The organism is Streptomyces venezuelae (assembly GCF_008642315.1).
GTDB classification, from domain to species: domain Bacteria; phylum Actinomycetota; class Actinomycetes; order Streptomycetales; family Streptomycetaceae; genus Streptomyces; species Streptomyces venezuelae_D.
On the sequence record NZ_CP029192.1, the window covers coordinates 6,491,146 to 6,515,691 of the forward strand.

A 24,546-nucleotide genomic window follows, 5' to 3' on the forward strand; every position below is an offset into this window, starting at 1 on the left:
CAATCCTCGCCTCTCCTCCACAGGAGCATCCAGCCGTGCGTATCGCAGTCACCGGCTCCATCGCCACCGACCACCTGATGACCTTCCCCGGCCGCTTCGCCGACCAGCTGGTCGCCGATCAGTTGCACACGGTCTCCCTCTCCTTCCTCGTCGACGCCCTCGATGTGCGCAGGGGCGGTGTCGCCGCCAACGTCACCTTCGGCATGGGACAGCTCGGCACCCGCCCGATCCTGGTCGGGGCCGCGGGCTCCGACTTCGACGAGTACCGCGCCTGGCTCGACCGGCACGGCGTGGACACGGCCTCGGTCCGCATCTCCGAGACGCTGCACACCGCGCGCTTCGTCTGCACCACGGACGCCGACCACAACCAGATCGGCTCCTTCTACACGGGCGCGATGAGCGAGGCCCGCCTCATCGAACTGAAGACCGTCGCGGACCGCGTGGGCGGCCTCGACCTCGTCTCGATCGGCGCCGACGACCCCGAGGCGATGCTCCGCCACACCGAGGAGTGCCGCTCCCGCGACATCCCGTTCGCCGCGGACTTCTCGCAGCAGATCGCGCGCATGGAGGGCGAGGAGATCCGCACGCTCCTCGACGGGGCGACCTACCTCTTCTCCAACGAGTACGAGAAGGGGCTCATCGAGTCCAAGACGGGCTGGACCGACGCCGAGATCCTCTCGCGCGTCGGCCACCGCGTGACGACCCTCGGCGCGAACGGCGTCCGCATCGAGTCCGCGGGCAAGGACCCGATCGAGGTCGGCGTCCCCGAGGAGGAGGCGCGGGTCGAACCGACCGGTGTCGGCGACGCGTTCCGCGCGGGCTTCCTCTCGGGCCTCGCCTGGGGCGTCTCCCACGAGCGCGCGGCGCAGGTCGGCTGCATGCTCGCCACCCTCGTCATCGAGACCGTCGGCACGCAGGAGTACGAGCTGCGCCGCAGCAACTTCATGGACCGCTTCACCAAGGCGTACGGCCACGAGGCCGCCACCGAGGTCAAGCCCCACCTGGCCTAGCTGCTCACGAGCTCCGGCGGACCACGTACGCGACACCGCGGTCCGCCGGCCGCTCGCCCACGTACTCCTGCCCCTGCGTCCAGCACCAGGCGGGGATGTCCACCGCCGCGACCTCGTCGTCGGCGAGGACGGTCACCGTGCCGCCCACCCGGACCCGCCCGATCGCCTTGGCCAGCTCGATGACCGGCAGCGGGCAGCTCATCCCGAGCGCGTCGACGGTCACGGCCTCCGCGGCCCCGTCCCCGCCCCCGACCGGCGCCCCCAGGGTCTCCCGCACGCCCCGCACGACGCCGGGCAGCACCTCCAGGAACCGCTCGACCTCCGCCTCATCGGCCCCGAACGGCAGCGACACCCGTACGTTCCCCTCGCTGACCACCCCCATGGCGCGCAGCACATGGCTCGGCGTCAGCGTCGAGCTCGTGCACGAGGACCCCGACGACACGGAGAAACCGGCCCGGTCCAGCTCGTGCAGCACCGTCTCCCCGTCGACATAGAGACAGGAGAAGGTGACGAGGTGCGGCAGGCGCCGCACCGGATCGCCCACCACCTCGACATCCGGCACCAGACCCGGCACCCGCGCCCGGATCCGCTCCGTCAGCTCCCGCAGCCGTACCGCCTCCGCGTCCGCCTCGGCCCGCACCGCCCGCAACGAGGCGGCCGCCGCCACGATCGCCGGAATGTTCTCGAAGCCGACGGCGCGCCCGGACTCCCGCTCGTCGACGGGCCCCCGCACGGCGAAGCGCACTCCCTTGCGTACGACGAGGAGCCCGACTCCTGCCGGACCACCCCATTTATGCGCACTCCCGGTCAGCAGCGACCAGTCCCCGTCGACGCGCCCCCACGCCAGCGACTGCGCCGCGTCCACCAGGAGCGGCACCCCGGCGGCCCGGCACACCTCCGCGACCCGGGCGACCGGCTGCTCCGTGCCGACCTCGTGGTTGGCGGACTGCAGACAGGCCAGCGCGGTGTCCTCCCGCAGCGCCTCGGCGTACGCCTCCGGGTCCACCGCCCCGCCACGGTCCACTCCCACCCGGGTCACCGCCCCGCCGTCGCCCTCATGGGCCTCGGCCGAATGGAGCACCGACGAATGTTCGACGGCCGACACGATCAGGTGGCGTCCGACGCGCCGTCGCCCGGCCAGCGCCCCGGCCGTCCCGGAGTGCACGGCGCGGGTGCCGGAGGAGGTGAAGACGAGCTCGTCGGTCCTGCAGCCCACCGCGTCGGCGGCCGCCTCGCGCGCGGCGTCGAGGAGTAGCCGGGCCTGCCGCCCCTCGCGGTAGAGCCGCGAGGGATCGGCCCACCCCTCGTCGAGGGAGGCCTGCAGAGCCTGCCGCGCGACGGGATGGAGCGGGGCGGAGGAAGCGACATCGAAGTAGGACACGCCTCAAAACTAAGACGTCATCCCACAGGGCCGCCCCAAGGGGCGCCCCGCAGGGGCAGCCCTGCAGGGGCGCGGGGAACTGCGCGCTCGGCCACGAACCACTTGCACCCGCCGGACCAGCGGATTCCGCCGAGCTCGTGGGCGCCCCGACCCTCCGTCAGAAAGCGGCCGAGGGAGCCTGGTCCCACCCTTCGGAGTGACCCGCGGCGCGTTAGGCACCCTCCCCGCGCGACCCCAAATAGCGTCCAGTAGGGTTTGGTCCGCATAAACATCCAAACCCCTGCCCGCCGCAGGGCGGCGACCGACCAGCGTGGAGGCCGCAGCCGACCGCGCGGGCGAGACTCTCGGGAAGGCGCTACGTGAGTCCCAACGGCTCCGACCGCTCGTCGCGGCGCCCGATGCGGCGGAAGCTGCCGCAGGTGCTGACTGCGGGCCTGATCCTGGCGACCGCCACCGGTTGCACATACAAGGATTTCCCCCGCCTTGGAATGCCCACCCCGGTAACGGAAGAGGCTCCGCGGATTCTCTCCCTCTGGCAGGGCTCGTGGGCGGCAGCGCTCGCCACGGGCGTGCTGGTCTGGGGCCTGATCCTGTGGAGCGTCATCTTCCACCGGCGCAGCCGCACCAAGGTGGAAGTACCGTCGCAGACGCGTTACAACATGCCCATCGAGGCGCTCTACACGGTGGTTCCGCTCATCATCGTGTCGGTCCTCTTCTACTTCACGGCACGTGACGAGTCGAAGCTCCTCGCGCTCGAAGACAAGCCGGCCCACACGGTCAACGTGGTCGGCTATCAGTGGAGCTGGGGCTTCAACTACATCGAGGACGTGCCGGGTTCCGACAAGGGCGACGCCAAGACGTCCAAGGACCTGGAAGCCATTCCGGACCGTTTCCGCGAGGACTTCCCGGCCAACGCCGGCGGTGTCTACGAAGTCGGCACGCCCGGCGAGCGGAACCCCCAGAACGGCAACCCCGGACCGACCCTCTGGCTCCCCAAGGGCGAGAAGGTCCGTTTCGTTCTGACTTCGCGTGACGTCATCCACTCCTTCTGGGTGGTGCCGTTCCTCATGAAGCAGGACGTCATCCCGGGCCACACCAACGCCTTCGAGGTGACTCCGAACAAGGAGGGCACCTTCATGGGCAAGTGCGCCGAGCTCTGCGGCGTCGACCACTCCCGGATGCTCTTCAACGTCAAGGTCGTCTCTCCCGAGCGCTACAAGCAGCACCTCGAGGACCTCGCGAAGAAGAACCAGACCGGTTACATCCCGGCCGGCATCGAGCAGACGGGCCACGAGAAGAACCGGGAGACGAACAACCTGTGAGCATCCTCAACGAACCCCAGGGTGCCGCGGCAGCGGACTCGTACGAGGACGAGCTGCCGGTCAGGCGCAAGCAGCCGGGCAACGTCGTGATCAAGTGGCTGACCACCACCGACCACAAGACGATCGGCACGCTCTATCTGGTCACGTCGTTCGCGTTCTTCTGCATCGGCGGCGTCATGGCGCTCTTCATGCGCGCCGAACTGGCCCGTCCCGGCACGCAGATCATGTCGAACGAGCAGTTCAACCAGGCGTTCACGATGCACGGCACGATCATGCTGCTGATGTTCGCGACGCCGCTGTTCGCCGGTTTCGCGAACTGGATCATGCCGCTGCAGATCGGTGCTCCCGATGTGGCGTTCCCGCGACTGAACATGTTCGCCTACTGGCTGTACCTGTTCGGCTCGCTGATCGCGGTCGGCGGCTTCCTCACCCCGCAGGGCGCGGCCGACTTCGGCTGGTTCGCGTACAGCCCGCTGTCGGACGCGGTCCGCTCGCCGGGCATCGGCGCGGACATGTGGATCATGGGTCTGGCCTTCTCCGGCTTCGGTACGATCCTCGGCTCGGTCAACTTCATCACCACCATCATCTGCATGCGCGCTCCGGGCATGACGATGTTCCGCATGCCGATCTTCGTGTGGAACGTGCTGCTGACCGCGGTGCTCGTGCTGCTGGCCTTCCCGGTCCTGGCCGCCGCGCTGTTCGCCCTGGAGGCGGACCGTAAGTTCGGCGCCCATATCTTCGACGCCTCGAACGGCGGCGCCTTGCTGTGGCAACACCTCTTCTGGTTCTTCGGCCATCCAGAGGTGTACATCATCGCCTTGCCGTTCTTCGGCATCATTTCCGAGGTCATCCCGGTCTTCTCCCGCAAGCCGATGTTCGGCTACATGGGCCTGATCGGCGCGACCATCGCGATCGCGGGTCTCTCCGTGACCGTGTGGGCGCACCACATGTACGTCACCGGCGGCGTGCTGTTGCCGTTCTTCTCCTTCATGACGTTCCTGATCGCCGTGCCGACAGGCGTGAAGTTCTTCAACTGGATCGGCACGATGTGGAAGGGGTCACTGAGTTTCGAGACCCCGATGCTCTGGGCGGTCGGCTTCCTGATCACCTTCACCTTCGGTGGTCTGACCGGTGTCATCCTGGCCTCGCCGCCGATGGACTTCCACGTCTCGGACTCGTACTTCGTGGTGGCGCACTTCCACTACGTGGTGTTCGGCACCGTGGTGTTCGCGATGTTCTCCGGCTTCCACTTCTGGTGGCCGAAGTTCACCGGCAAGATGCTCGACGAGCGTCTGGGCAAGATCACCTTCTGGACGCTGTTCGTCGGCTTCCACGGCACGTTCCTCGTCCAGCACTGGCTGGGTGCCGAGGGCATGCCGCGCCGGTACGCGGACTACCTGCACGCCGACGGCTTCACGGCCCTGAACACGATCTCGACGATCTGTTCGTTCCTGCTCGGTCTGTCGATCCTGCCGTTCTTCTACAACATCTGGAAGACCGCCAAGTACGGCAAGAAGATCGAGGTCGACGACCCGTGGGGCTACGGCCGCTCCCTGGAGTGGGCGACGTCCTGCCCGCCCCCGCGGCACAACTTCCTCACGCTGCCGCGCATCCGGTCGGAATCGCCCGCGTTCGACCTGCATCACCCTGAGATCGCGGCGATCGGCCACCTCGAGAACGACGGACAGAAGGACACCGCGCTGTTCGGCGGCGACAAGGAGACCGCGAAGTGAAGATCCAGGGCAAGATGTTCATCTGGCTGAGCGTCTTCGTCCTCGCCATGGCGATCGTCTATGGCGTGTGGTCGAAGGAGCCCGCCGGTACCACGGCGCTCTTCCTGGCCTTCGGCCTGTGCATCATGATCGGCTACTACCTGGCCTTCACGGCCCGGCGTGTCGACGCCTCCGCACAGGACAACAAGGAGGCCGACGTCGCGGACGAGGCCGGCGAGGTGGGCTTCTTCAGCCCGCACAGCTGGCAGCCGCTCTCCCTGGCCGTCGGTGGCGCGCTCGCCTTCATGGGCGTCGTCTTCGGCTGGTGGCTGCTGTACTTCTCGGCCCCGATCATCCTGATCGGCCTGTGGGGCTGGGTGTTCGAGTACTACCGCGGCGAGAACCAGACCCAGTGAGTCTGTAGTTCCCGATCCGCACCCCAAGGGCCCCGGCACTCCGTATGGAGCGCCGGGGCCCTTCGGCGTAAGCGACACCCCACGGACGGGTCACTCGCCGCGCCGGGCGTGATGAACCTTCATACCGTGTGTTTATGAGCCACTCTCCGCGAATTCGCACGGTACTGAGCTGCACGATGCTGGTGGCCGCACTCGGTGCGGGGACCACGGCCTGCGGGAGCTCCCACCACCCGCTGTCGGCCAAGCCGTACGACGCGGCGGACCAGATCGCCTTCAACGGTCCCGTGGGCAGCAAGAAGGCGGATCCGGACAAGCCCCTGGAGGTCACGGCCCAGGGCGAGGACGGGCGCATCACCGACGTGCTGGCCACCGACGCCATGGGGCGGTACGTGGCGGGCGAACTCTCGGCCGACGGCTCCCGGTGGCACAGCACCACGCCGCTGGCGGCAGGCGCCCACTACACCGTGCGGGTGAGCGCGGAGGACGAGGACGGGGCGCCGGGCCGCAAGGTCCTGACCGTCGACACCGACCTGCCCGCCAAGAAGAAGCGGCTGAAGGTCACCTTCGGCCCCGACGCGGGCAAGTACGGCGTCGGGCAGCCCGTCACGGCGAAGCTCAGCAAGCCGGTGAAGGGCAAGGAGGCCAGATCGGTCGTCGAGCGCGCGCTGAAGGTCCGCTCGGTGCCCGCCACCGAGGGCTCCTGGTACTGGGTGGACAGCGAGACGCTGCACTACCGCCCGAAGGACTACTGGCCCGCCGGCGCGACCGTCGACGTCTCCAGCAACCTGGAGGGCCTGAAGGTCAAGGAGAAGCTGTGGGGCGGCGAGGCCAAGCCGCTCAAGCTGACCATCGGCGACCGCGTCGAGGCCGTGACGGACGCCGGATCGCACTACATGACGGTCTACCGCAACGGCGAGGAGATCAACTCCATGCCCGTGACCACGGGTAAGCCCGGCTACTCGACGCGCAACGGCGTCAAGGTGGTGCTGGGCAAGGAGTACTCCGTACGCATGACCAGTGCCAGCATCGGCGCATCGGACTTCTACGACAAGATGGTCTATTACGCGACGCGGGTGACCGACTCGGGTGAGTACGTGCACGCCGCGCCCTGGTCGGTGGGCTCCCAGGGCTCCGCGAACACCAGCCACGGCTGCACCGGCATGAGCACGGGGGACGCCGCCTGGTTCTACGAGACCGTCCGGCAGGGCGACCTCGTGACGGTCATCAACAGCTACGGCGAGGACATGCCGGCGTTCGGCAACGGACTCGGCGACTGGAACCTGAGCTGGAAGAAGTGGCGCAAGGGCAGCGCGCTGCTCTCCGGGACCAAGGAGGGCCCCGCGGCGGCCGAGGCGGCCAGGCTGCGGCCGCAGGTCTGACGGCCCGGCAGAGAGCCTGTCAGAGGCGTACGAGAGGGGCCCACGCCGTGGCGTGGGCCCCTCTCGTACGCACATCGGTGTGCCGCTGGTGAATGGCTCGAGTTTCGCTCAGGCCTCGACGGCCGTCTTCTCGCGCAGCAGCCCGGCCAGAGCGCTCGCGAACTCCACCGGCTCGACCGGCAGGGTCACCGCGGCCTCCGCCCGGCTCCAGGTGGCGAGCCAGGCGTCCTGCGGGCGCCCCATCAGGAGCAGCACGGGCGGTGCCTGGAAGACCTCGTCCTTGATCTGGCGGCAGACACCCATGCCGCCGGGCGCCGACTCGCCGTCGAGGACGCAGACGTCGATGCCGCCCCGGTCCAGTTCCTTGAGGACCGCGTGCGGCGTCGCGCACTCGATGAACTGGACCTGGGGAACATCCGTGGCCGGCCTGCGGCCCGTGGCCAACCGGACTTGCTCGCGGGTGCTCGCGTTGTCGCTGTAGACCAGCACCGTGGCGGTCGGCTGCATTGTTCCTCCGATACGTCGAGCTGTTGCGTCGAGCTGTGCCGTCATGGGATCGGGAACCGATGCGCGGATGCTACTCCTCCCGACACCCCGTCAACACCGCTTCGGACAGGCCTCCGATGGGCCATCCGGGCAGGACACACCCCGTAGACACTCCGAACGGCACCCCCCGGGGTGAGGGCGGGATAAGCGACCGACATAATGTCGGTCGTGGCGACAGCAACGACAGTAGATACCGGGCACGCGCACCCGCCGGTCAATCGACCGAACCTCACCAGCGTCGGAACCATCATCTGGTTGAGTTCCGAGCTGATGTTCTTCGCGGCCCTCTTCGCGATGTACTTCACCCTGCGATCGGTGACAGGTCCTGATCACTGGAAGGAAATGGCCTCGGCCCTTAACTTCCCGTTCTCGGCGACGAACACCACGATCCTGGTGCTCTCCTCCCTCACGTGTCAGCTGGGCGTGTTCGCAGCTGAACGCGGGGATGTGAAGAAGCTCCGGATGTGGTTCATCGTCACCTTCATCATGGGTGCGATCTTCATCGGCGGTCAGGTGTACGAATACACCGAGCTGGTCAAGCACGAGGGCCTCTCGCTCTCGTCCGACCCCTACGGCTCGGTCTTCTACCTGACCACCGGCTTCCACGGACTGCACGTGACAGGCGGCCTCATCGCCTTCCTGCTGGTCCTGGGCCGCACCTATGCGGCCAGGAGGTTCACCCACGAACAGGCGACCGCAGCCATCGTCGTGTCCTACTACTGGCACTTCGTCGATGTGGTCTGGATCGGCCTCTTCGCCACGATCTACATGATCAAGTAAGCGGAGGTCGCTCACGCGACACATCCGAAACATTCCAGAAGCATCGACGCAGAAGATCCTGACACCGGGGTAATCCGTGAAAAAGCTCTCCGCACGACGACGCCATCCGCTGGCGGCGGTCGTCGTCCTACTCCTCGCGCTGGCGGCCACCGGGGGGCTGTACGCCGCGTTCGCGCCGGCGGACAAGGCGCAGGCCGATGACACCGCCCAGTCCCTCGCCATCGACGAGGGCAAGAAGCTCTACGCCGTGGGCTGCTCCAGCTGCCACGGAACCGGCGGTCAGGGCTCCTCCGACGGTCCGAGCCTGGTGGGCGTGGGCGCCGCCGCTGTCGACTTCCAGGTCGGCACCGGCCGTATGCCGCTCCAGCAGCCGGGTGCCCAGGCGCCCAAGAAGAAGGTCATCTACAACCAGGCCCAGATCGACCAGCTGGCGGCGTACATCTCGTCGCTGGGTGCCGGTCCCTCGGTCCCGACCGAGAAGCAGTACAGCCCGGACGGGGCGGACATCGCCAAGGGTGGCGAGCTGTTCCGCACCAACTGCGCCCAGTGCCACAACTTCACCGGTGAAGGTGGCGCGCTGACGCACGGCAAGTTCGCGCCGTCGCTCGAAGGTGTCTCCCCGAAGCACATCTACGAGGCCATGCAGACCGGCCCGCAGAACATGCCGTCCTTCCCCGACACGACGATGCCGGAGAAGAACAAGAAGGACATCATCGCGTACCTCGACGCGGTCAACGGTGAGAAGACCGAGAGCCCTGGCGGTCTCAAGCTGGGTGGTCTGGGTCCGGTCAGTGAAGGCCTCTTCGGCTGGATCTTCGGTCTCGGCTCGCTGATCGCGGTCGCCGTGTGGGTCGCCGCTCGGACCGCAAAGGCCAAGAAGTCATGAGTAGCCAAGAGATTCCAGAAGAGAACCTGCCCAGCAAGCAGGAGACCGAGCACGGCTCGGTGGCGACCACGGAAGAGAACCCGTTCGCCGACCCGGGGCTGCCGCCCCACGAGCACCGCGTCCAGGACATCGACGAGCGGGCCGCCAGGCGGTCCGAGCGTGCCGTGGCGTTCCTGTTCACGCTGTCGATGATCGCGACGGTCGGCTTCATCGCCTCGTACGTGGCGATCCCCGCCGACAAGAGCGTGTTCATCTGGCCGATCGGTCACATCAGCGGCCTCAACTTCGCCCTGGGCACCACCCTCGGCGTGGCGCTGTTCTGCATCGGCGCGGGCGCGGTCCACTGGGCCCGCACCCTGATGTCCGACGTGGAGATGACCGACGAGCGGCACCCGATCGCGGCCGAGCCCGAGGTCCGCGCCAAGGTCATGGCGGACTTCAAGCAGGGTGCCGAGGAGTCGGGCTTCGGTCGGCGCAAGCTGATCCGGAACACGATGTTCGGCGCGCTGGCCCTGGTCCCGCTCTCCGGCGTCGTCCTGCTGCGCGACCTCGGGCCGCTGCCCGAGGACAAGCTCCGGCACACCAAGTGGGCCAAGGGCAAGATGCTCGTGAACATGAACACCCACGAGCCGCTGCGGCCCGCGGACGTGGCGGTCGGTTCGCTGACCTTCGCCATGCCCGAGGGCATGTCCGAGCACGACCACGACTTCCAGACCCAGATCGCCAAGGCCGCCCTGATGATCGTCCGGATCCAGCCGGAGAACATCAAGGACAAGCGCGAGCTGGAGTGGTCGCACGAGGGCATCGTGGCGTACTCCAAGATCTGCACCCACGTGGGCTGCCCGATCTCCCTGTACGAGCAGCAGACGCACCACGTCCTCTGCCCGTGCCACCAGTCCACCTTCGATCTCTCCGACGGTGCCCGAGTGATCTTCGGCCCGGCCGGCCACGCCCTGCCGCAGCTGCGCATCGGCGTGAACGAAAAGGGCTACCTCGAGGCGCTCGGCGACTTCGATGAGCCCGTCGGTCCTGCCTTCTGGGAGCGCGGATGAGCACCACCACGACAGCATCGAACGACAACCGCCAGAAGGCGCCCGCCGGTGAGCGGGTAGCGGACTGGGCCGACGGCCGGCTGGGGATCTACTCCCTCGCCAAGGCCAACATGCGCAAGATCTTCCCGGACCACTGGTCCTTCATGCTCGGTGAGATCTGCCTGTACAGCTTCATCATCATCATCCTCACGGGTGTGTACCTGACGCTGTTCTTCCACCCGTCGATGAACGAGGTGGAGTACCACGGCAGCTACGTCCCCATGCAGGGACAGTTGATGTCGGAGGCGTTCAACTCGACCATGCACATCTCCTTCGATGTGCGCGGTGGTCTGCTGATCCGGCAGATCCACCACTGGGCGGCGCTGATCTTCCTCGCCGGCATGTTCGTGCACATGATGCGCGTGTTCTTCACGGGTGCGTTCCGCAAGCCCCGTGAGGTCAACTGGGTCTTCGGCTTCCTGTTGTTCGTCCTCGGCATGTTCACCGGCTTCACCGGTTACTCGCTCCCGGACGACCTGCTCTCAGGCACCGGTGTCCGCTTCATGCAGGGCGCCATCCTGTCGATGCCGATCGTCGGCACGTACATGTCGATGTTCCTGTTCGGCGGCGAGTTCCCCGGCGGCGACTTCGTGGCCCGGTTCTACTCGGTCCACATCCTGCTGCTGCCGGGCATCATGCTCGGCCTCGTGGTGGCGCACCTGATCCTGGTCTTCTACCACAAGCACACGCAGTTCGCGGGCCCCGGCAAGAGCAACAAGAACGTCGTCGGCATGCCGCTGCTGCCGGTCTACATGGCCAAGGCCGGAGGCTTCTTCTTCCTGGTCTTCGGTGTCATCGCGGTCATCGCGGCGATCGCCTCGATCAACCCGATCTGGGCCATCGGCCCGTACCGGCCGGACCAGGTGTCCACGGGCGCCCAGCCCGACTGGTACATGGGCTTCGCCGAGGGTCTGATCCGTGTGATGCCGGGCTGGGAGATCAACCTCTGGGGCCACACGCTCGCCCTGGGCGTGTTCATCCCGCTGGTCGTGGTCTTCCCGCTGGTCCTCGTGGCCATCGCGGTCTACCCGTTCATCGAGTCCTGGGTCACCGGCGACAAGCGTGAGCACCACATCCTGGACCGCCCGCGCAACGCCCCGACCCGTACGGCCTTCGGTGTCGCCTGGATCACCGCGTACATGGTCATGCTGGTCGGTGGTGGCAACGACCTGTGGGCCACGCACTTCCACCTGTCGCTGAACGCGATCACCTGGTTCGTCCGGGTCGCCTTCTTCGCCGGACCGGTCATCGCCTTCATCGTGACCAAGCGGATCTGCCTGGGTCTGCAGCGGCGCGACAAGGACAAGGTGCTGCACGGCCGCGAGTCGGGTCTCATCAAGCGGCTGCCGCACGGTGAGTTCATCGAGGTCCACGAGCCGCTCAGCAAGGAGCAGCTGCACACGCTCACCGCGCACGAGCAGTACAAGCCGGTCGAGCTCGGCCCGACGGTCGACGAGAACGGTGTCGAGCGCAAGCTGTCCGGTCCGCAGAAGCTCCGGGCGAAGCTCTCCAAGGGCTACTACGGGGACGAGGGTCAGATCCCCAAGCCCACCGCCGACGAGTACAAGGAGATCACGAGCGGCCACGGCCACCACTGATCAACCGAAGCTCTGAAGCTCTGAAGTTCTGACCACACGGTCGCCACGGCAGGAGCCCCGTCCATTGCATGGACGGGGCTCTTTGCCGTCCCGCGGGCTGGATAGGGTGGTCCCACCCCAAAAGGTTGGGGTGTTCTCGCAGACACAGACGAAACCAGGAGCGGCCATGAGCGCTGTGACCCCCGCAGGAGGCGACACCGCGGCGGACCGTTCCTGGCCCGACGTACTGAACGGCCTGCTCGACGGGCGCGACCAGAGCGCCGACGACACGGCGTGGGCCATGGACCGCATCATGCGCGGCGAGGCCACCGACGCCCAGATCGCTGGGTTCGTGGTCGCCCTGCGCGCCAAGGGCGAGACCGTCGAGGAGATCTCCGGTCTGGTACGCGCCATGTACGCGCACGCCAACGTGATCGACGTGCCGGGCCCGAGCGTCGACATCGTCGGCACCGGCGGCGACGGCGCCAAGACCGTCAACATCTCGACCATGTCCGCGATCGTCGTCGCGGGCACCGGCGCGAAGGTCGTCAAGCACGGCAACCGCGCCGCCTCCAGCGCGTCCGGCGCCTCCGACGTACTGGAGAAGCTCGGCGTCAATCTGGACCTCACCCCCCAGCGGGTGGTCGAGGTCGCCGAGGAGGCGGGCATCACCTTCTGCTTCGCCGTGAAGTTCCACCCCGCGCTGCGCCACGCGGGCGGCGCCCGCAGCCAGCTCGGCATCCGCACCGTCTTCAACCTCCTCGGCCCGCTCACCAACCCGGCGAAGGTGCGCGCCCAGGCGGTCGGTGTCGCCGACCCGCGGATGGCGCCCATCGTGGCCGGGGTCTTCGCCGAGCGCGGCCACTCGTCCCTCGTCTTCCGCGGCGACGACGGGCTCGACGAGCTGACGACGACCGCGACCTCCCGGATCTGGGCGGTGCGGGACGGCGCCGTGCGCGAGGAGGCGTTCGACCCGCGGGACGTCGGGATCGACCTGGTGCCCGTCGAGGCGCTGCGGGGCGCCGACGCCTCGTACAACGCGGAAGTCGCGCTGCGGCTGCTCGACGGCGAGACCGGGCCTGTGCGGGACGCGGTGCTGCTGAACTCGGCGGCGGCGCTGGTCGCCCTCGCACCCACCGATCAGCCCCTCGTGGAGCAGATCGGCGCCGGCATGGCGAAGGCGGCGCAGGCGATCGACTCGGGAGCCGCGAAGCGGGCCCTGGAGCGGTGGGTGGCGGCCAGCAACCGCTGAACCCCTCCGTGCGGGTCCTCGAATGTGACGCAAGGCGCAGTCCGGATTCTGGACTGCGTCTTGCGTGTCGATGATCTTATGGCAGGATGCTGAACAGGTCATGAGTGACAGCGACTACGGCCCCGGCCCGCTGTCCGGCAACCCTCCGTCCGTGGCGGGGTGCCCCGGGTGAAGACCAGGTCGTACGCAGCAAGGCGTATGGCAAGCGCGGACCCCTGGACATCGGTGAATGTCCGCCCCTGGGGTCCTGGTCCTCAAGGGAGCAGTCTCGTGAGCAAGCGAATGTGACAGGGCTTCGACGCCCCGCCTCCGCACACCCTTTTTCACCTTTGTCCCGCGCCGTCGACACCACTCCGGCGCGGTGAATTCGCCTGCCTCTCACGGGAGTTCGCCATGTCTGTTTCCGCCGTTGCCACCGACTCGTCCGTCTGTGCCCCGCTCGCCGTCCTCGGCCGTGACGTCACCGTCCCGCTGGTCACCGGCGGGGAGGTGAGCTACGCGGCGCTCGACTACGCGGCGAGCGCGCCGGCGCTGCAGCGCGTCTGGGACGACGTGGCCGCGTACGCCCCGTACTACGGCAGCGTGCACCGCGGCGCCGGGTACCTCTCGCAGTTGTCGACCGACCTCTTCGAGAACTCCCGCACGACCGTCGCGGAGTTCCTCGGCTGCCGCGAGGGCGACCAGGTCGTCTTCACCCGCTCCACCACCGACTCGCTGAACCTGCTCGCCGCCGCCCTGCCCGCGGACTGCCAGGTCTTCGTCTTCGAGACCGAGCACCACGCCTCGCTGCTGCCGTGGCGGGACGCCCGCGTCACCTACCTCAACGCGCCGCGCACCCCCGACGAGGCCGTCCACACCCTGGAGCGCGCCCTCGCCGACCGCGACCCTTCCCCGAGCTCTCAGCTTCGTTCGAGCAGGGGAGGCCCCAATGGCCCCGCCCTCGTCTGCGTCACCGGCGCCTCCAACGTCACCGGTGAACTCTGGCCGGTGCGCGAGCTGGCGGCGGCCGCTCACGCGCACGGTGCCCGCATCGTGCTCGACGCCGCCCAGCTCGCGCCCCACCACCCCGTCTCGATCGCCGAGCTGGACGTCGACTGGGTCGCTTTCTCCGGGCACAAGCTGTACGCGCCCTTCGGCTCCGGTGTCCTCGCGGGCCGCTCCGACTGGCTGCGCGACGCCGAGCCGTACCTCGCGGGCGGCGGCGCGTCGCGGAAGGTGGCGCGCCGTGCGGACGGCGGCGTGGACGTGGAGTGGCACGACACCGCCGCCCGCCACGAGGCAGGCTCCCCGAACGTCATCGGCGTCTACTCCATCGCCTCCGCCTGCAAGGCGCTCACCGACGCGGGCTTCGACGAGCTCGTCGCCCGCGAGCAGCACCTCATCCGGACGGTCCGCGAGGGCCTCGCCGAGGTGCCGCAGGTGCGGATCCTCTCCCTCTTCGGCGACGACGCGCCGCGCGTCGGCGTCATCTCCTTCGTCGTGGACGGCTGGAACAGCTCGCACTTCGCCGCCGCGCTCTCCGCCGAGTACGGCATCGGCGTACGCGACGGCCTGTTCTGCGCCCACCCGCTCGTGCGCACCCTCCTCGGCAGCGAGCCCGACGAGCCCGGCGAGTGCGGCGCCCCCGAGGCCGCGCCCGGCGAGAAGTCGCTGAACGCGATCCGCGTCAGTTTCGGCGCGGGCACCCCCGACGAGCACGTCGAGCGCTTCGTGCGCGCCGTCAAGGAACTGGTCGCGGACGGCGCCCGGTGGAGCTACCGCACCGAGGACGGCCGGTGCGTGCCGGACACCGACGCCGCCGCCTGACCTGGCAGGCGTGAGCCGAGCAGGATCATCCGCAGGGCCCGCTCCGTCGCGTCGGTGAGGAACTCGCCGCCCCTGCCGAGCGCCTCGGTCATCGACATCGGGGCGGGCAGGATCGAACTGTAGGCGTCGACGCCGACGGAGCTCACGGCGTGCGCGCCGGCCCCGATCGTGCCCGCCAGCACCAGGACGGGGCGCCCGGAGAGCTTGGCGCGGCGGGCCACCTCGGCGGGGACCTTGCCGCGCGGCGTCTGGTGGTCGAGGGCGCCCTCCGCGGTGATGACGAGGTCGGCGCGGGCGAGCCGCGCGTCGAGGTCGAGCCGGTCGAGCAGGACGTCGAAGCGGGGGAGCAGGGCGGCGCCGAGGGCGGCGAGACCGGCGCCGAGACCGCCCGACGCGCCCGTGCCGGGTCCCTCGAAGAGGTCGGCGCGCACCCGGAGGTCCCTGGTGAGGAGGTGCGCCCAGTGTTCGAGGGCGGCCGCGAGCTGTTCGACCTGGGTGGGCGTCGCGCCCTTCTGCGGGCCGAAGACCCGGGCGACACCGCGTCCGCCGCACAGGACGTTGAAGGGGTTGCAGGCGACGCGGATCTCGGTGTCCGCGAGGCGTGGGTCGATGCCGCTCGCGTCGATGCGGCTCAGACGCGTCAACTCCCGCCCGCCGCGCGGCAGTTCCCAGCCGTCGAGATCCAGGAGCCGGGCGCCGAGGGCCTGCAGGGCGCCCGCGCCGCCGTCGGACGTGCCCGAGTCGCCGCAGCCGACGAGGATGCGGCGGGCGCCCGTGTCGAGCGCCGCGCGGATCAGCTCCCCGACGCCGTACGTCGTGGTGGCCCCCGGGTCGCGCAGATCGCGGGGGACCAGCGAGAGTCCGGCCACGGCCGCCATCTCGACGACCGCCGTGCCGTCGGGCAGCAGGGCGAAGTGGGTGCCGATGGGCTGGCCGACGGGGCCGGTCGCGGGCAGTGCGACGAGGCGGCCGCCGCTCGCCGAGGCCAGCGCGCGGGCCGTGCCCTCGCCGCCGTCCACGAGCGGGATCAGATCGGTCTCGGCGTGCGGGACGGCACGGCGTACCCCCGCGGCGATGGCCTCGGCCGCGGAGCTCGCGGACAGCGACTCCTTGAAGCCGCTGGGGGCGATGGCGAAACGGGTCAGCACGGTGGTCTCCAGGTGGACGCGAGGGATCAGCGGACCAAGGGGGTTCAGCGGACGGGGACGCCGAGCAGCGGCCAGAGCGTCACGGCGAAGAGCAGGACGAGCGCGGCGGTCAGCGGCGCCAGGACCGCGGAGAGCCGCAGCAGGTCCCGCGGGGTGTAGGTGGGCGTGCCCGGGATGTCGGCGAAGAGGGTGACCGGCTTCGCGGAGGCGGGCAGGGTGTGGCAGAACCCGGCCGCGGCCGTGGAGGCGAGCGCCGCGGCGACCGGGTTGACGCCCGCGCCGATCGCCGCCGCCACGACCAGCGGCACCAGGACCGAGGACCGGGCCGAGCGGGACTGCAGGACGAGGTGCGCGGCTGTGCTGACCGCGACGACCACGGCGAGGAACAGCCATGCGGGAAGGTCCAGGGGCAGCCCGGACACCAGCCACTTCGCCGCTCCCGAGTCGGCGAGCGCGACGCCCATCGCCATCGTCGCCGCCATGAACAGGAGCAGCGCCCAGGGAACCGTCTTGAGGGCGTCCTTGAGGCCGACGGTGCCGAGGGCGGGGGAGGCGGCCACCACGGCTCCGATCAGCGCGACGACGGCGGGCGGCACCTGGTGGAGCGGTTCGCTGCACCACAGGGCGACGACGGTCGCGAGGAGCAGGGCGCAGCGCGTCTCGGCGGGTTCCCAGGGGCCGGTGACGGGCTGTTCGCTGTGTTCCTGGAGCTGGTCGAGGGTGATGCGGACCGGACCCTCGCGGTCGGCGCGCCGCGTCGTCGTCAACAGGACGGCTTCCGCCGCCAGATGGGAGGACACCATGGCGAGCGGCAGCCCGAGCAGCAGCCACTGCGTGAAGCCGATCCGCTCACCGGTCGCCTCCCACAGGACCGACACCGTGATCAGATGTGCCCCCGCACCGATCAGGGTCGCGACCGCGGACAGAAGGATCACGGTCGGAAAGAGCAGTGCGAGCATCACGACCAGTCGCTTCCGGTCGGCGAGGACCTTGGCGAGCGCGAGGAAGACGGGCAGCGCGAGCGCGGCGCGCCCCGACGTCGCCGGCACCGCGAAGGCGGTCACGACCAGCGCCGCGGTCGTCAGATGCGTCAACTGCCGTACGGCGCCCGCCCCGCTGACCAGGAACGCCGCCGCACGCCCCGCGAGCCCGCTGCGCGCCACGGCCGCCGCGAGGACGAAGGCACAGATCAGCAGCCACACCGTCTCGTCGCCGAGGGTGCCGAACAGGGTGTCGCTGCTGATCACACCGGTCGCGGTGAGGGCGAGCCCGGCGCCGAGCGCGATGTACGTGTCGTCGACCGGCGTGGCGATCCAGGCGCAGGTCGCCAGCGCGAAGACGGCGAGGGTGAGACGGGCGTCGCCGCCGAGGCCCGGGAAGTTGCCGGGCACCGCGAGCAGCGCGCACAGACTGAGCGCCGCGCAGAGGGGCACGGCCTGGCGCAGGTTCAAGGTCACGCGGTTCAGCGTGGTGCGGGGCCGTGAGCCCTCAATGAGGCCCAGATGAAGGAAACTTCACCCGGACCGGTGGTTCACTCCGGCAGCCGGTACCCCATCCCGCGCACCGTCTCGACCCGCTCCGACCCCAGCTTCTTGCGCAGCGCCCGCACGTACACGTCCACGATGTTGGAGCCCGGGTCGAAGTCGTACCCCCACACGTGCGACAGGATCTGCTCCCGCGAGAGCACCTGACCGGGATGGCGCAGGAACAGTTCCAGGAGTACGAATTCACGCGCCGTCAGATCCACCGTGCGCCCCGCCGAACGCGCCCTGCGCGTCCGCAGGTCCAGCGTGACCTCGCCGCTGCGCAACACCGTCACCTCGGGCGCCCCGGCCGCCGTGCGCAGCCGCAGCCGCACCCGGGCAAGCAGCTCCTCGAAGCGGAACGGCTTGGTCATCCAGTCGTCCGCGCCGCCCTCCAGACCCGCCACGGTGTCCCGCACCGAGTCCCGCGCGGTCAACACGATGACGGGCGTGGTCACCCGGGCCTCGCGCAGCTGCCGCAGGACCGTGAAGCCGTCCTTGCCCGGCAGGCCGATGTCCAGGACGATCAGGTCGAAGCCGCCGGTCAGGGCGTAGTCGTAGGCGCTCTCGCCGTCGGCGACCACCGTGGTCGTGAAGCCGTTGGCGCGCAGCCCCTTCTCGACGAAGGACGCGATGCGCTCCTCGTCCTCGACGATCAGTATCCGGTTCACTGCCGCTCCGCCCCTTCCGGCTGCCCCTGAGGAAGTACGAGTACGAAGGTGGCGCCGCCGCCGTCCGTGGGCCGCAGCTCGACGCCGCCCCCGTGGCTCTCCGCGATGGCCTTGACGATGGCGAGACCGAGGCCCGCCCCGGTGGCGCGGGAGCCGCGCCGCGCGGTGCCGCGGCGGAACCGCTCGAAGATGACCCCGGTGTCCTGCGGCTGCACACCGGGCCCGCTGTCGGCGACGTACAGCTCGATGCGCCCCGCGCGCAGCCGGGAGCCGATGCCGACCCGCTGCCCGGGGGAGGTGTGCTGGACGGCGTTCTGGGCCAGCTGCACCATCGCCTGGGTGATGCGCTGCGGGTCGAGGCCCGCCTCGGCGTCGGCGACCTCGGCGAGCCGCCAGGCGCGGTCGCCGAGCGCCCGAGCCTTCACGAAGACGTCCGCGGTCAGCTCGGCGAGCTGCACGGGCTCGGGGGCGACGAAGTCGGGCCGCTCGGCCTTGGCGAGGAGCAGCAGGTCCTCGACGATGCGGCTCATCCGGTCCAGCTCCTCCGTCACGATGCGGACGGTCTCCTCGCGCTCGCCGGGACCGTCGCCCATCAGCTCCAGATGGCCGCGGACGATGGTGATGGGCGTGCGCAGTTCGTGGCCCGCGTCGTCGACGAACTCGCGCTGCGCGGCGAACGCCCGCTCCAGACGGTCCAGCATGCCGTTGAACGTCTCGGCGAGCGCCGCGACGTCGTCCCTGCCCTGGACCGGGATGCGCCGGGTCAGGTCCTGCTCGGTGAGCTGCGCCGCGGTCGTGCGCACCAGCCGCACCGGTCTGAGGATGCGGCCCGCGACCGCCCAGCCGATGCCCGTCGTCATCAGGAGCGCGACGCCGGAGATGGCGAGCAGCATGGTGAACACGTCGCCGGCCTTGGCCCGTTCGCCCGCGGGGTGGAAGGCCACGACGAACGCGGCGGCCGGATGAACCGCGCTCGCCCCGATCTCCACCTTCGCCCAGCGGATCTCGCCCCGGTCGCGGTGCACCGTGCCGGTCGCGTCGGGCGAGGCGAAGACGGCGCGCAGGGCCGCGGGGTCCTCCGCCAGCGGGTGGTCGATCCGCGCCTCGCGCGACTGCTCCTTCTTGGCGGGCACCTCGCCGGTGCGGCCGACCAGACCGAGGAGTTCCTCGTCGGGATCGGCGTACTGCCGGGACAGGAAGAGCCGCAGGAGCGGGTCGGGGTCGGTGAACCGCTCGCCCGTGTGCGGATCGACGCCCTCGCGCGCGAGGTTGGTGAACTCCGCGGTCTCCTGGGCGAGGAGCCCGTCGATGCGGTGGTCGACGTCGCGGAGCAGGACCGAGCGGGTGGTGGCCGCGACCGCCGTGAGCGCGACCGTCATCACGACGAGCAGCCACAGCAGGATGCGGACCCGGGCCGTTATCCAGCGGCGCCGGGGCTCAGCCGTCGTCGCCGGGCCCGTCGTCGTCCCGGTCGCCCCGGCCGCCGCCGTGGTCGTCGTCGGCGTCGTCGTCGCTGTTTCCGCTGTCATCGTTCGAGGGATTCTCGCTCACCGGCGGCGGGGACACTTTCTCGTCGCTCGGGGCGGGCCGCGGAGGGGCCGGCTTCGAGGACGGCGAACCGCTTTCCAGCTCCACCTTGGGCGGCGCCTTGGGCTGCTCGGGGCTGTCCGTCAGGACGTAGCTGGTCGCGGCGATGCCGAGCGGGATCGCGACGACGGCGGCCAGGGCGGCCATGCGGTGGGAGAAGACCATGACTGTGAGGGTGCGCGACGGACCGCGCCGTCAGGATGAGGCGCGGATGAAGAAACCCTCATGCGGGGAGCGTGCCGGAGCTCCGGACGGTCAGGAGTCGAGGCCGATCGCGAAGGCGGCTTCGAGGTCGTGCTGCGAGTACGTGCGGAAGGCGACGTGCGTGTCCGTGCCCTCGACGCCGGGGATCTTGCTGATCCGGCCGGGGATGACGTCCGCCAAGTCGTCGTGGCGCGGCACGCGCACCATCGCGATCAGGTCGTACGTACCGGTCACGGAGAAGACCTCACTGACCGAGTCGAGCGCGGCGATCGACTCGGCGATCTCCGGAATCCGGTCCACGCTGGTCTTGATGAGCACGATCGCGGTGATCACGGCTGGCTGTCTCCCTCGGTGGCCGGTGCGCTGCCTTTCACACGCACTCTAGTCCTCCGCAGACTCCACCCCCACGCGAAGAGGAACCCGAGCGAGAAGCCCACGAGGTGCGCCAGATAGGCCACACCCGTGCCCTTGCCCCCTTGCCCCGCCGCCAGCCACTGCAGCGCCACCCAGAACGGCAGCACCACCCATGCGGGAAAGCGCAGCGGCAGGAAGAAGAGGAACGGGAAGAGGCTGGTGACGCGCGCCTTAGGGAAGAGATAGAGGAAGGCGCCGAGGACGGCGGAGATCGCCCCGGACGCCCCCACGAGCGTCTGGTCGGAGCCCGCGTGCGCGGCCGCGTAGGCGAGCAGGGCCAAGTAGCCGCAGCTGACGTAGAAGAACGCGTACAGGAGGTGCCCCATGCGTTCCTCGACCATGGCCCCGAACACGTACAGGAACAGCATGTTCCCGAGCAGATGCAGCCAGCTGCCGTGCACGAACAGAGCGGTGAACGGTCCGAGGGCGGCGCTCGGGACGCCCTTGAAGAGCTCGACGGGGACGACGCCCCACCGCTCGAAGTAGGCCTGCTGCGCGGCGAGCAGTTCATTGCCCCTGCCGTACGAGGGGTTGAACCCGGACACCGGCGAGATCACGAAGATCACGCAGCAGACGGCGATCAGTCCGTACGTCACCGGGGCGGACTGTCCCCTGAGCAGTCGGCCCGCCTTCGCGCTCCATGTGGCGATCATGAACAGAGCATGACGTAACGGGCGCTACCTGCACAGACCGCCATGCCGCTGCGGAGGCCGCCGCGTGGTGCCCCTTACAGGCCTTAGGGTTACGGGCAATACGCACCAAGGACACCGAGGGAAAGCAGCCACGATGACGGTCCCCCTGCCGACGGACACCACCCGGTGGCGCTGCACGCTGTGCGGCAATCTCACGCGTTTCGACGTGACCCGCAGCTCGAAGGTCGTCGAGTATGTCCATCTCGACCTGGCCGGAGAGTCGAACGTCGAGGAACGCGAGGTGGTCAGTGAGACCATCGAGTCGGTGCGTTGCCGCTGGTGCAACGCGGTGGATCAGGTGGAACTCGTGGACAGGCCGGGCACCGACTCCTGAGGGAGCGGGGCCCGCACAGCTAGTGGGGTGACGGATGGTGGAGAGCTCAGGCGGGGAGCCGGACGACGGCACCGCTGAGGTGCTCGACCGTCCGCTGCCCGACGGGGTGCGGCGGCGGGTCGTCCAGATCGTCTCGGACGGCTTCGGCGGCCTCACCCTGGCCGAATTGCCCGCGCAGCTGCGGCAGTACGCGCGGTTCACGCCGACCCGGCGCGCGAAGTTCGCGGCCAACGCCATGGCGGCCGCGGTGGAGAACGACACCCTCTTCCGGCAGCGCATCGGCGAACGCCTCAGAGAGGTGCAGCCCGAGCTCGCCGGCGCCCTGGACGCGGGTTCGCCGCCCCCCGCCGCCGACCCCCTCGACGTGGCCGCCGCGGCCTATGTGTTGCGGCCCGCCGGCTGGGTGAAACTGGTCACCGCCGCGGGCGAGGAGGCCCAGCGGGCCGACGCCGAACGCGTCGACGACGAGACCAGGGCGGAGCTGGAGCGGCTGCGCGAAGAGCTCGTCGTGGCCCGCGGCCAGACCAAGGCGGAGACCGAGCGGCTGCGCGTCGAGCTCGAATCGGCGCGCAGGGAAGCCGAATCGATGCACCGCAAGCTGCGCGGCGCGCTCAGCGACGTCAAGCGGGGCGAGGCCGCCCTGCGCAAGGCCGCAGCCGAGACCGAGGCCGTGCGCGCCGAGGGGCAGGCGCAGGTGTCCGCCGCCGAGAGCGAGACGCGGCGGCTCAAGGCGCGGCTCGGTGAGACCGAGGCCGCCCTGGAGGCCAGCCGCCGGGCCGCGCGCGAGGGGCGCAGCGTCGAGGACATGCGGGTGCGCCTGCTGCTCGACACGGTCCTCGACGCGGCGCAGGGGCTGCGGCGCGAGCTCGCCCTGCCGCCCGTCTCCGTGCGGCCCGCCGAGACCGTGGACGCCGTCGAGCCGGGGCGGATGTCGCCCAAGGACATCGCCGCCCGCGCGCTCTCCGAGAACGACCCGGCGATCCTCGACCAGCTCCTCGCGCTGCCCCAGGCCCACCTGGTCGTGGACGGCTACAACGTCACCAAGACCGGCTACCCGACCATGCCGTTGGAGAAGCAGCGGCTGCGGCTGCTCGGCTCGCTCTCGCAGCTCGCCCTGCAGTCGGGCGCCGAGGTCACCTGCGTCTTCGACGGCGCGGAGCTGGCCGCGCCGGTGCTGCTCGCGCCGCCGCGCGGGGTGCGCGTGCTGTTCTCCAAGCCGGGCGTCACCGCCGACGAGTTGATCCGTCAGCTGGTGCGCGCGGAGCCGCCCGGGCGGCCCGTGGTGGTCGTCTCGACCGACCGCGAGGTGGCCGACGGGATCGCGAAGGCGGGGGCGCGGCCGGTGGCTTCGGCGGTGCTCCTGAAGAGGCTTTCGCGCGGCTGAGGGCGAGGCTTTCGGTGGGCTACGAGGCACTCGGCAACTCCTGTGCCCTATGCCCGAATTGAGGCGCCCCTCACGCGACGTAGCGTCAGAAGATCATCACTGACTGTGCGTCATGGGTAAAGAATGCTCTTCCGGGACGATTTTTTGTCTGTGTGATTTGAACTGATCACAAGAAGGTCACTAATGTCGCCTCGAACCTCCGCTCGGTTGATCACCCATCCGGGGTGACGGCGGCGGTACCCGCCGACCGGGTCTCGGTAGGCGGCTGGAGGAAGAAGGAGCCGCCTTCGTGGCGTCCCACCGTCGACCCAAGCAGCCGAGCCGCACCCGCGTGACCGTGCTCACCGCAACCGCCGCCGCTGCCGTGGCCCTCACCTCGCAGGGCGCCGCCCAGGCCGCGCCGAAGCCGAGCAAGGACGAGGTCAAGTCCAAGGTCGACAAGCTCTACGAAGACGCGGAGCGGGCCACCGACAAGTACAACGGGGCCAAGGAGAAGCAGGAGAAGCTCGAGAAGCAGATCGGCGATCTCCAGGACAAGGTCGCTCGCGGCCAGGAGGAGCTCAACGACCTGCGCGACGGCCTCGGTTCGATGGCCAGCGCCCAGTACCGCTCCGGCGGCATCGACCCCTCCCTGCAGCTCTTCCTCTCCTCCGACCCGGACGACTACCTCGACAAGGCGTCCACCCTCGACCAGCTGAGCAGCCAGCAGGTCGACGGGCTCAAGAAGATCCAGAAGAAGCAGCGGGACCTCGCGCAGCAGCGCAAGGAGGCCGCGGGCAAGCTGGACGACCTCGCCGACACCCGTACGGAGCTCGGCAAGAAGAAGAAGGAAGTCCAGGGCAAGCTCGGCGAGGCGCAGAAGCTCCTCAACACGCTGACCGCCAAGGAGAAGGCGGCGCTGGACGCCAAGGAGCAGAAGCGCGCGAGCCGCGCCGCCGACGAGCGCGTGGACCTCGGCGACGAGAAGCCCGCCTCCGGCCGCGGCGCAGCCGCCATGGCCGCCGCCGCCACCCAGATCGGCAAGCCCTACGTCTCCGGCGGCACGGGCCCCAACTCCTACGACTGCTCCGGTCTCACCCAGTGGGGATTCGCGCAGGCCGGCGTCCACATCTCCCGGACCACGTACACGCAGCAGAACGACGGCACGCGCATCGGCCGCGGCGAGCTCAAGCCCGGCGACCTGGTGTTCTTCAACAACCTCGCGCACGTCGGCTTCTACGCGGGCAACGGCCAGGTGCTGCACGCCCCGCACCCCGGCGCCTCGGTGCGCTACGAGTCGATGGCGTACCTCGGCACCTTCCAGTTCGGAGTCCGTGTCTGACGTGTGACGGTCGCTGACTGACGTCCGCCGTCAACGAATTGCCGACACCGCCCAAACGGGCGAATTCCGGCAACTCCCGCTGACCCCACGCCCCGTTGATGACCTGCGTC

At 69.7% G+C, this 24,546-nt stretch carries 23 protein-coding genes and 1 riboswitch; of the genes, 14 read left to right on the forward strand and 9 right to left on the reverse strand.

Going from position 1 to position 24,546, the window contains the following annotated elements; genetic code table 11:
• The first annotated feature begins 35 nt into the window (after positions 1 to 35).
• Entirely contained in the window at positions 36 to 1,010 is a 975-nt protein-coding gene (locus DEJ48_RS28490) for a carbohydrate kinase family protein (protein ID WP_150219074.1), read from the forward strand.
• A 4-nt stretch (positions 1,011 to 1,014) separates the two neighbouring features.
• Here DEJ48_RS28490 and DEJ48_RS28495 read toward each other — a convergent pair whose 3' ends face one another.
• Positions 1,015 to 2,391: a cysteine desulfurase/sulfurtransferase TusA family protein gene (locus DEJ48_RS28495; protein WP_150219075.1), complete on the reverse strand. Its 1,377-nt coding sequence runs from the start codon at positions 2,389 to 2,391 to the stop codon at positions 1,015 to 1,017.
• A 359-nt stretch (positions 2,392 to 2,750) separates the two neighbouring features.
• On the opposite strand from DEJ48_RS28495, the gene coxB reads away from it, so the two are divergent.
• The 4 genes from coxB to DEJ48_RS28515 all read left to right on the forward strand — a co-directional run bounded on the left by coxB (position 2,751) and on the right by DEJ48_RS28515 (position 7,220).
• Complete coding sequence (coxB, locus tag DEJ48_RS28500; protein ID WP_150219076.1) at positions 2,751 to 3,713, forward strand: cytochrome c oxidase subunit II; 963 nt, start codon at positions 2,751 to 2,753, stop codon at positions 3,711 to 3,713.
• Entirely contained in the window at positions 3,710 to 5,446 is a 1,737-nt protein-coding gene (ctaD, locus tag DEJ48_RS28505) for a cytochrome c oxidase subunit I (RefSeq protein ID WP_150219077.1), read from the forward strand. The genes coxB and ctaD overlap by 4 nt, the downstream gene beginning before the upstream one ends.
• Positions 5,443 to 5,841 (forward strand): cytochrome c oxidase subunit 4, encoded by a 399-nt coding sequence (locus DEJ48_RS28510; protein WP_055566237.1) that lies wholly within the window; start codon positions 5,443 to 5,445, stop codon positions 5,839 to 5,841. The genes ctaD and DEJ48_RS28510 overlap by 4 nt, the downstream gene beginning before the upstream one ends.
• 134 nt (positions 5,842 to 5,975) lie before the next feature.
• Positions 5,976 to 7,220 (forward strand): Ig-like domain-containing protein, encoded by a 1,245-nt coding sequence (locus DEJ48_RS28515; protein ID WP_150219078.1) that lies wholly within the window; start codon positions 5,976 to 5,978, stop codon positions 7,218 to 7,220.
• A 108-nt stretch (positions 7,221 to 7,328) separates the two neighbouring features.
• On the opposite strand, the gene DEJ48_RS28520 is transcribed toward DEJ48_RS28515, so the two are convergent.
• The gene (locus DEJ48_RS28520) at positions 7,329 to 7,727 is read right to left on the reverse strand and encodes a response regulator transcription factor (RefSeq protein ID WP_150219079.1); all 399 of its coding nucleotides are present in this window, start codon (positions 7,725 to 7,727) and stop codon (positions 7,329 to 7,331) included.
• Between the two features lie 198 nt (positions 7,728 to 7,925).
• Here DEJ48_RS28520 and DEJ48_RS28525 point away from each other — a divergent pair, with 198 nt between their 5' ends.
• The 6 genes from DEJ48_RS28525 to DEJ48_RS28550 all read left to right on the forward strand — a co-directional run bounded on the left by DEJ48_RS28525 (position 7,926) and on the right by DEJ48_RS28550 (position 15,158).
• A complete protein-coding gene (locus DEJ48_RS28525) occupies positions 7,926 to 8,546 on the forward strand; it encodes a heme-copper oxidase subunit III (protein ID WP_055566234.1) in 621 nt (206 codons plus the stop codon).
• A gap of 76 nt (positions 8,547 to 8,622) precedes the next feature.
• The gene (locus DEJ48_RS28530) at positions 8,623 to 9,432 is read left to right on the forward strand and encodes a c-type cytochrome (RefSeq protein WP_055566233.1); all 810 of its coding nucleotides are present in this window, start codon (positions 8,623 to 8,625) and stop codon (positions 9,430 to 9,432) included.
• Positions 9,429 to 10,484 (forward strand): ubiquinol-cytochrome c reductase iron-sulfur subunit, encoded by a 1,056-nt coding sequence (locus DEJ48_RS28535; RefSeq protein WP_150219080.1) that lies wholly within the window; start codon positions 9,429 to 9,431, stop codon positions 10,482 to 10,484. The genes DEJ48_RS28530 and DEJ48_RS28535 overlap by 4 nt, the downstream gene beginning before the upstream one ends.
• Positions 10,481 to 12,121, forward strand: a complete 1,641-nt coding sequence (locus DEJ48_RS28540; RefSeq protein ID WP_150219081.1) for a cytochrome b — start codon at positions 10,481 to 10,483, stop codon at positions 12,119 to 12,121. The genes DEJ48_RS28535 and DEJ48_RS28540 overlap by 4 nt, the downstream gene beginning before the upstream one ends.
• Before the next feature lie 166 nt (positions 12,122 to 12,287).
• Positions 12,288 to 13,352, forward strand: coding sequence for an anthranilate phosphoribosyltransferase (gene trpD / locus DEJ48_RS28545; protein ID WP_150219082.1), 1,065 nt, complete (start codon positions 12,288 to 12,290; stop codon positions 13,350 to 13,352).
• 96 nt (positions 13,353 to 13,448) lie between these two features.
• A riboswitch (SAM riboswitch) is annotated at positions 13,449 to 13,566 on the forward strand.
• A 179-nt stretch (positions 13,567 to 13,745) separates the two neighbouring features.
• Complete coding sequence (locus tag DEJ48_RS28550; RefSeq protein ID WP_150219083.1) at positions 13,746 to 15,158, forward strand: aminotransferase class V-fold PLP-dependent enzyme; 1,413 nt, start codon at positions 13,746 to 13,748, stop codon at positions 15,156 to 15,158.
• Here DEJ48_RS28550 and DEJ48_RS28555 read toward each other — a convergent pair.
• From DEJ48_RS28555 to DEJ48_RS28585, 7 genes are all read right to left on the reverse strand, one after another.
• Positions 15,107 to 16,306, reverse strand: coding sequence for a glycerate kinase (locus DEJ48_RS28555; RefSeq protein WP_150219084.1), 1,200 nt, complete (start codon positions 16,304 to 16,306; stop codon positions 15,107 to 15,109). The two genes, DEJ48_RS28550 and DEJ48_RS28555, sit on opposite strands and share 52 nt — an antisense overlap.
• Positions 16,307 to 16,350: 44 nt before the next feature.
• A complete protein-coding gene (locus DEJ48_RS28560; RefSeq protein WP_190537646.1) occupies positions 16,351 to 17,763 on the reverse strand; it encodes an SLC13 family permease in 1,413 nt (470 codons plus the stop codon).
• Between the two features lie 74 nt (positions 17,764 to 17,837).
• The gene (locus DEJ48_RS28565; protein WP_150219085.1) at positions 17,838 to 18,500 is read right to left on the reverse strand and encodes a response regulator transcription factor; all 663 of its coding nucleotides are present in this window, start codon (positions 18,498 to 18,500) and stop codon (positions 17,838 to 17,840) included.
• Positions 18,497 to 20,029 carry a sensor histidine kinase gene (locus tag DEJ48_RS28570; RefSeq protein WP_150219086.1) on the reverse strand — a complete coding sequence of 511 codons (1,533 nt, stop codon included), beginning with the start codon at positions 20,027 to 20,029 and terminating at the stop codon, positions 18,497 to 18,499. Before DEJ48_RS28570 ends, DEJ48_RS28565 begins: the two co-directional genes overlap by 4 nt.
• Positions 19,938 to 20,252, reverse strand: a complete 315-nt coding sequence (locus tag DEJ48_RS28575; RefSeq protein ID WP_190537648.1) for a small secreted hydrophilic protein — start codon at positions 20,250 to 20,252, stop codon at positions 19,938 to 19,940. The genes DEJ48_RS28570 and DEJ48_RS28575 overlap by 92 nt, the downstream gene beginning before the upstream one ends.
• 90 nt (positions 20,253 to 20,342) lie before the next feature.
• The gene (locus tag DEJ48_RS28580) at positions 20,343 to 20,624 is read right to left on the reverse strand and encodes an Lrp/AsnC family transcriptional regulator (protein ID WP_055566223.1); all 282 of its coding nucleotides are present in this window, start codon (positions 20,622 to 20,624) and stop codon (positions 20,343 to 20,345) included.
• On the reverse strand, positions 20,621 to 21,358 hold the full coding sequence (locus tag DEJ48_RS28585) for a rhomboid family intramembrane serine protease (protein ID WP_150219087.1): 738 nt from the start codon (positions 21,356 to 21,358) through the stop codon (positions 20,621 to 20,623). The genes DEJ48_RS28580 and DEJ48_RS28585 overlap by 4 nt, the downstream gene beginning before the upstream one ends.
• A gap of 133 nt (positions 21,359 to 21,491) precedes the next feature.
• Here DEJ48_RS28585 and DEJ48_RS28590 point away from each other — a divergent pair, with 133 nt between their 5' ends.
• The 3 genes from DEJ48_RS28590 (at position 21,492) to DEJ48_RS28600 (ending at position 24,436) form a co-directional block, all read left to right on the forward strand.
• Entirely contained in the window at positions 21,492 to 21,731 is a 240-nt protein-coding gene (locus tag DEJ48_RS28590; protein ID WP_150166909.1) for a hypothetical protein, read from the forward strand.
• Positions 21,732 to 21,765: 34 nt separating this feature from the next.
• Positions 21,766 to 23,115, forward strand: a complete 1,350-nt coding sequence (locus tag DEJ48_RS28595; protein WP_150219088.1) for an NYN domain-containing protein — start codon at positions 21,766 to 21,768, stop codon at positions 23,113 to 23,115.
• Positions 23,116 to 23,404: 289 nt separating this feature from the next.
• A complete protein-coding gene (locus DEJ48_RS28600; protein ID WP_150219089.1) occupies positions 23,405 to 24,436 on the forward strand; it encodes a C40 family peptidase in 1,032 nt (343 codons plus the stop codon).
• The last annotated feature ends 110 nt before the right edge of the window (positions 24,437 to 24,546 follow it).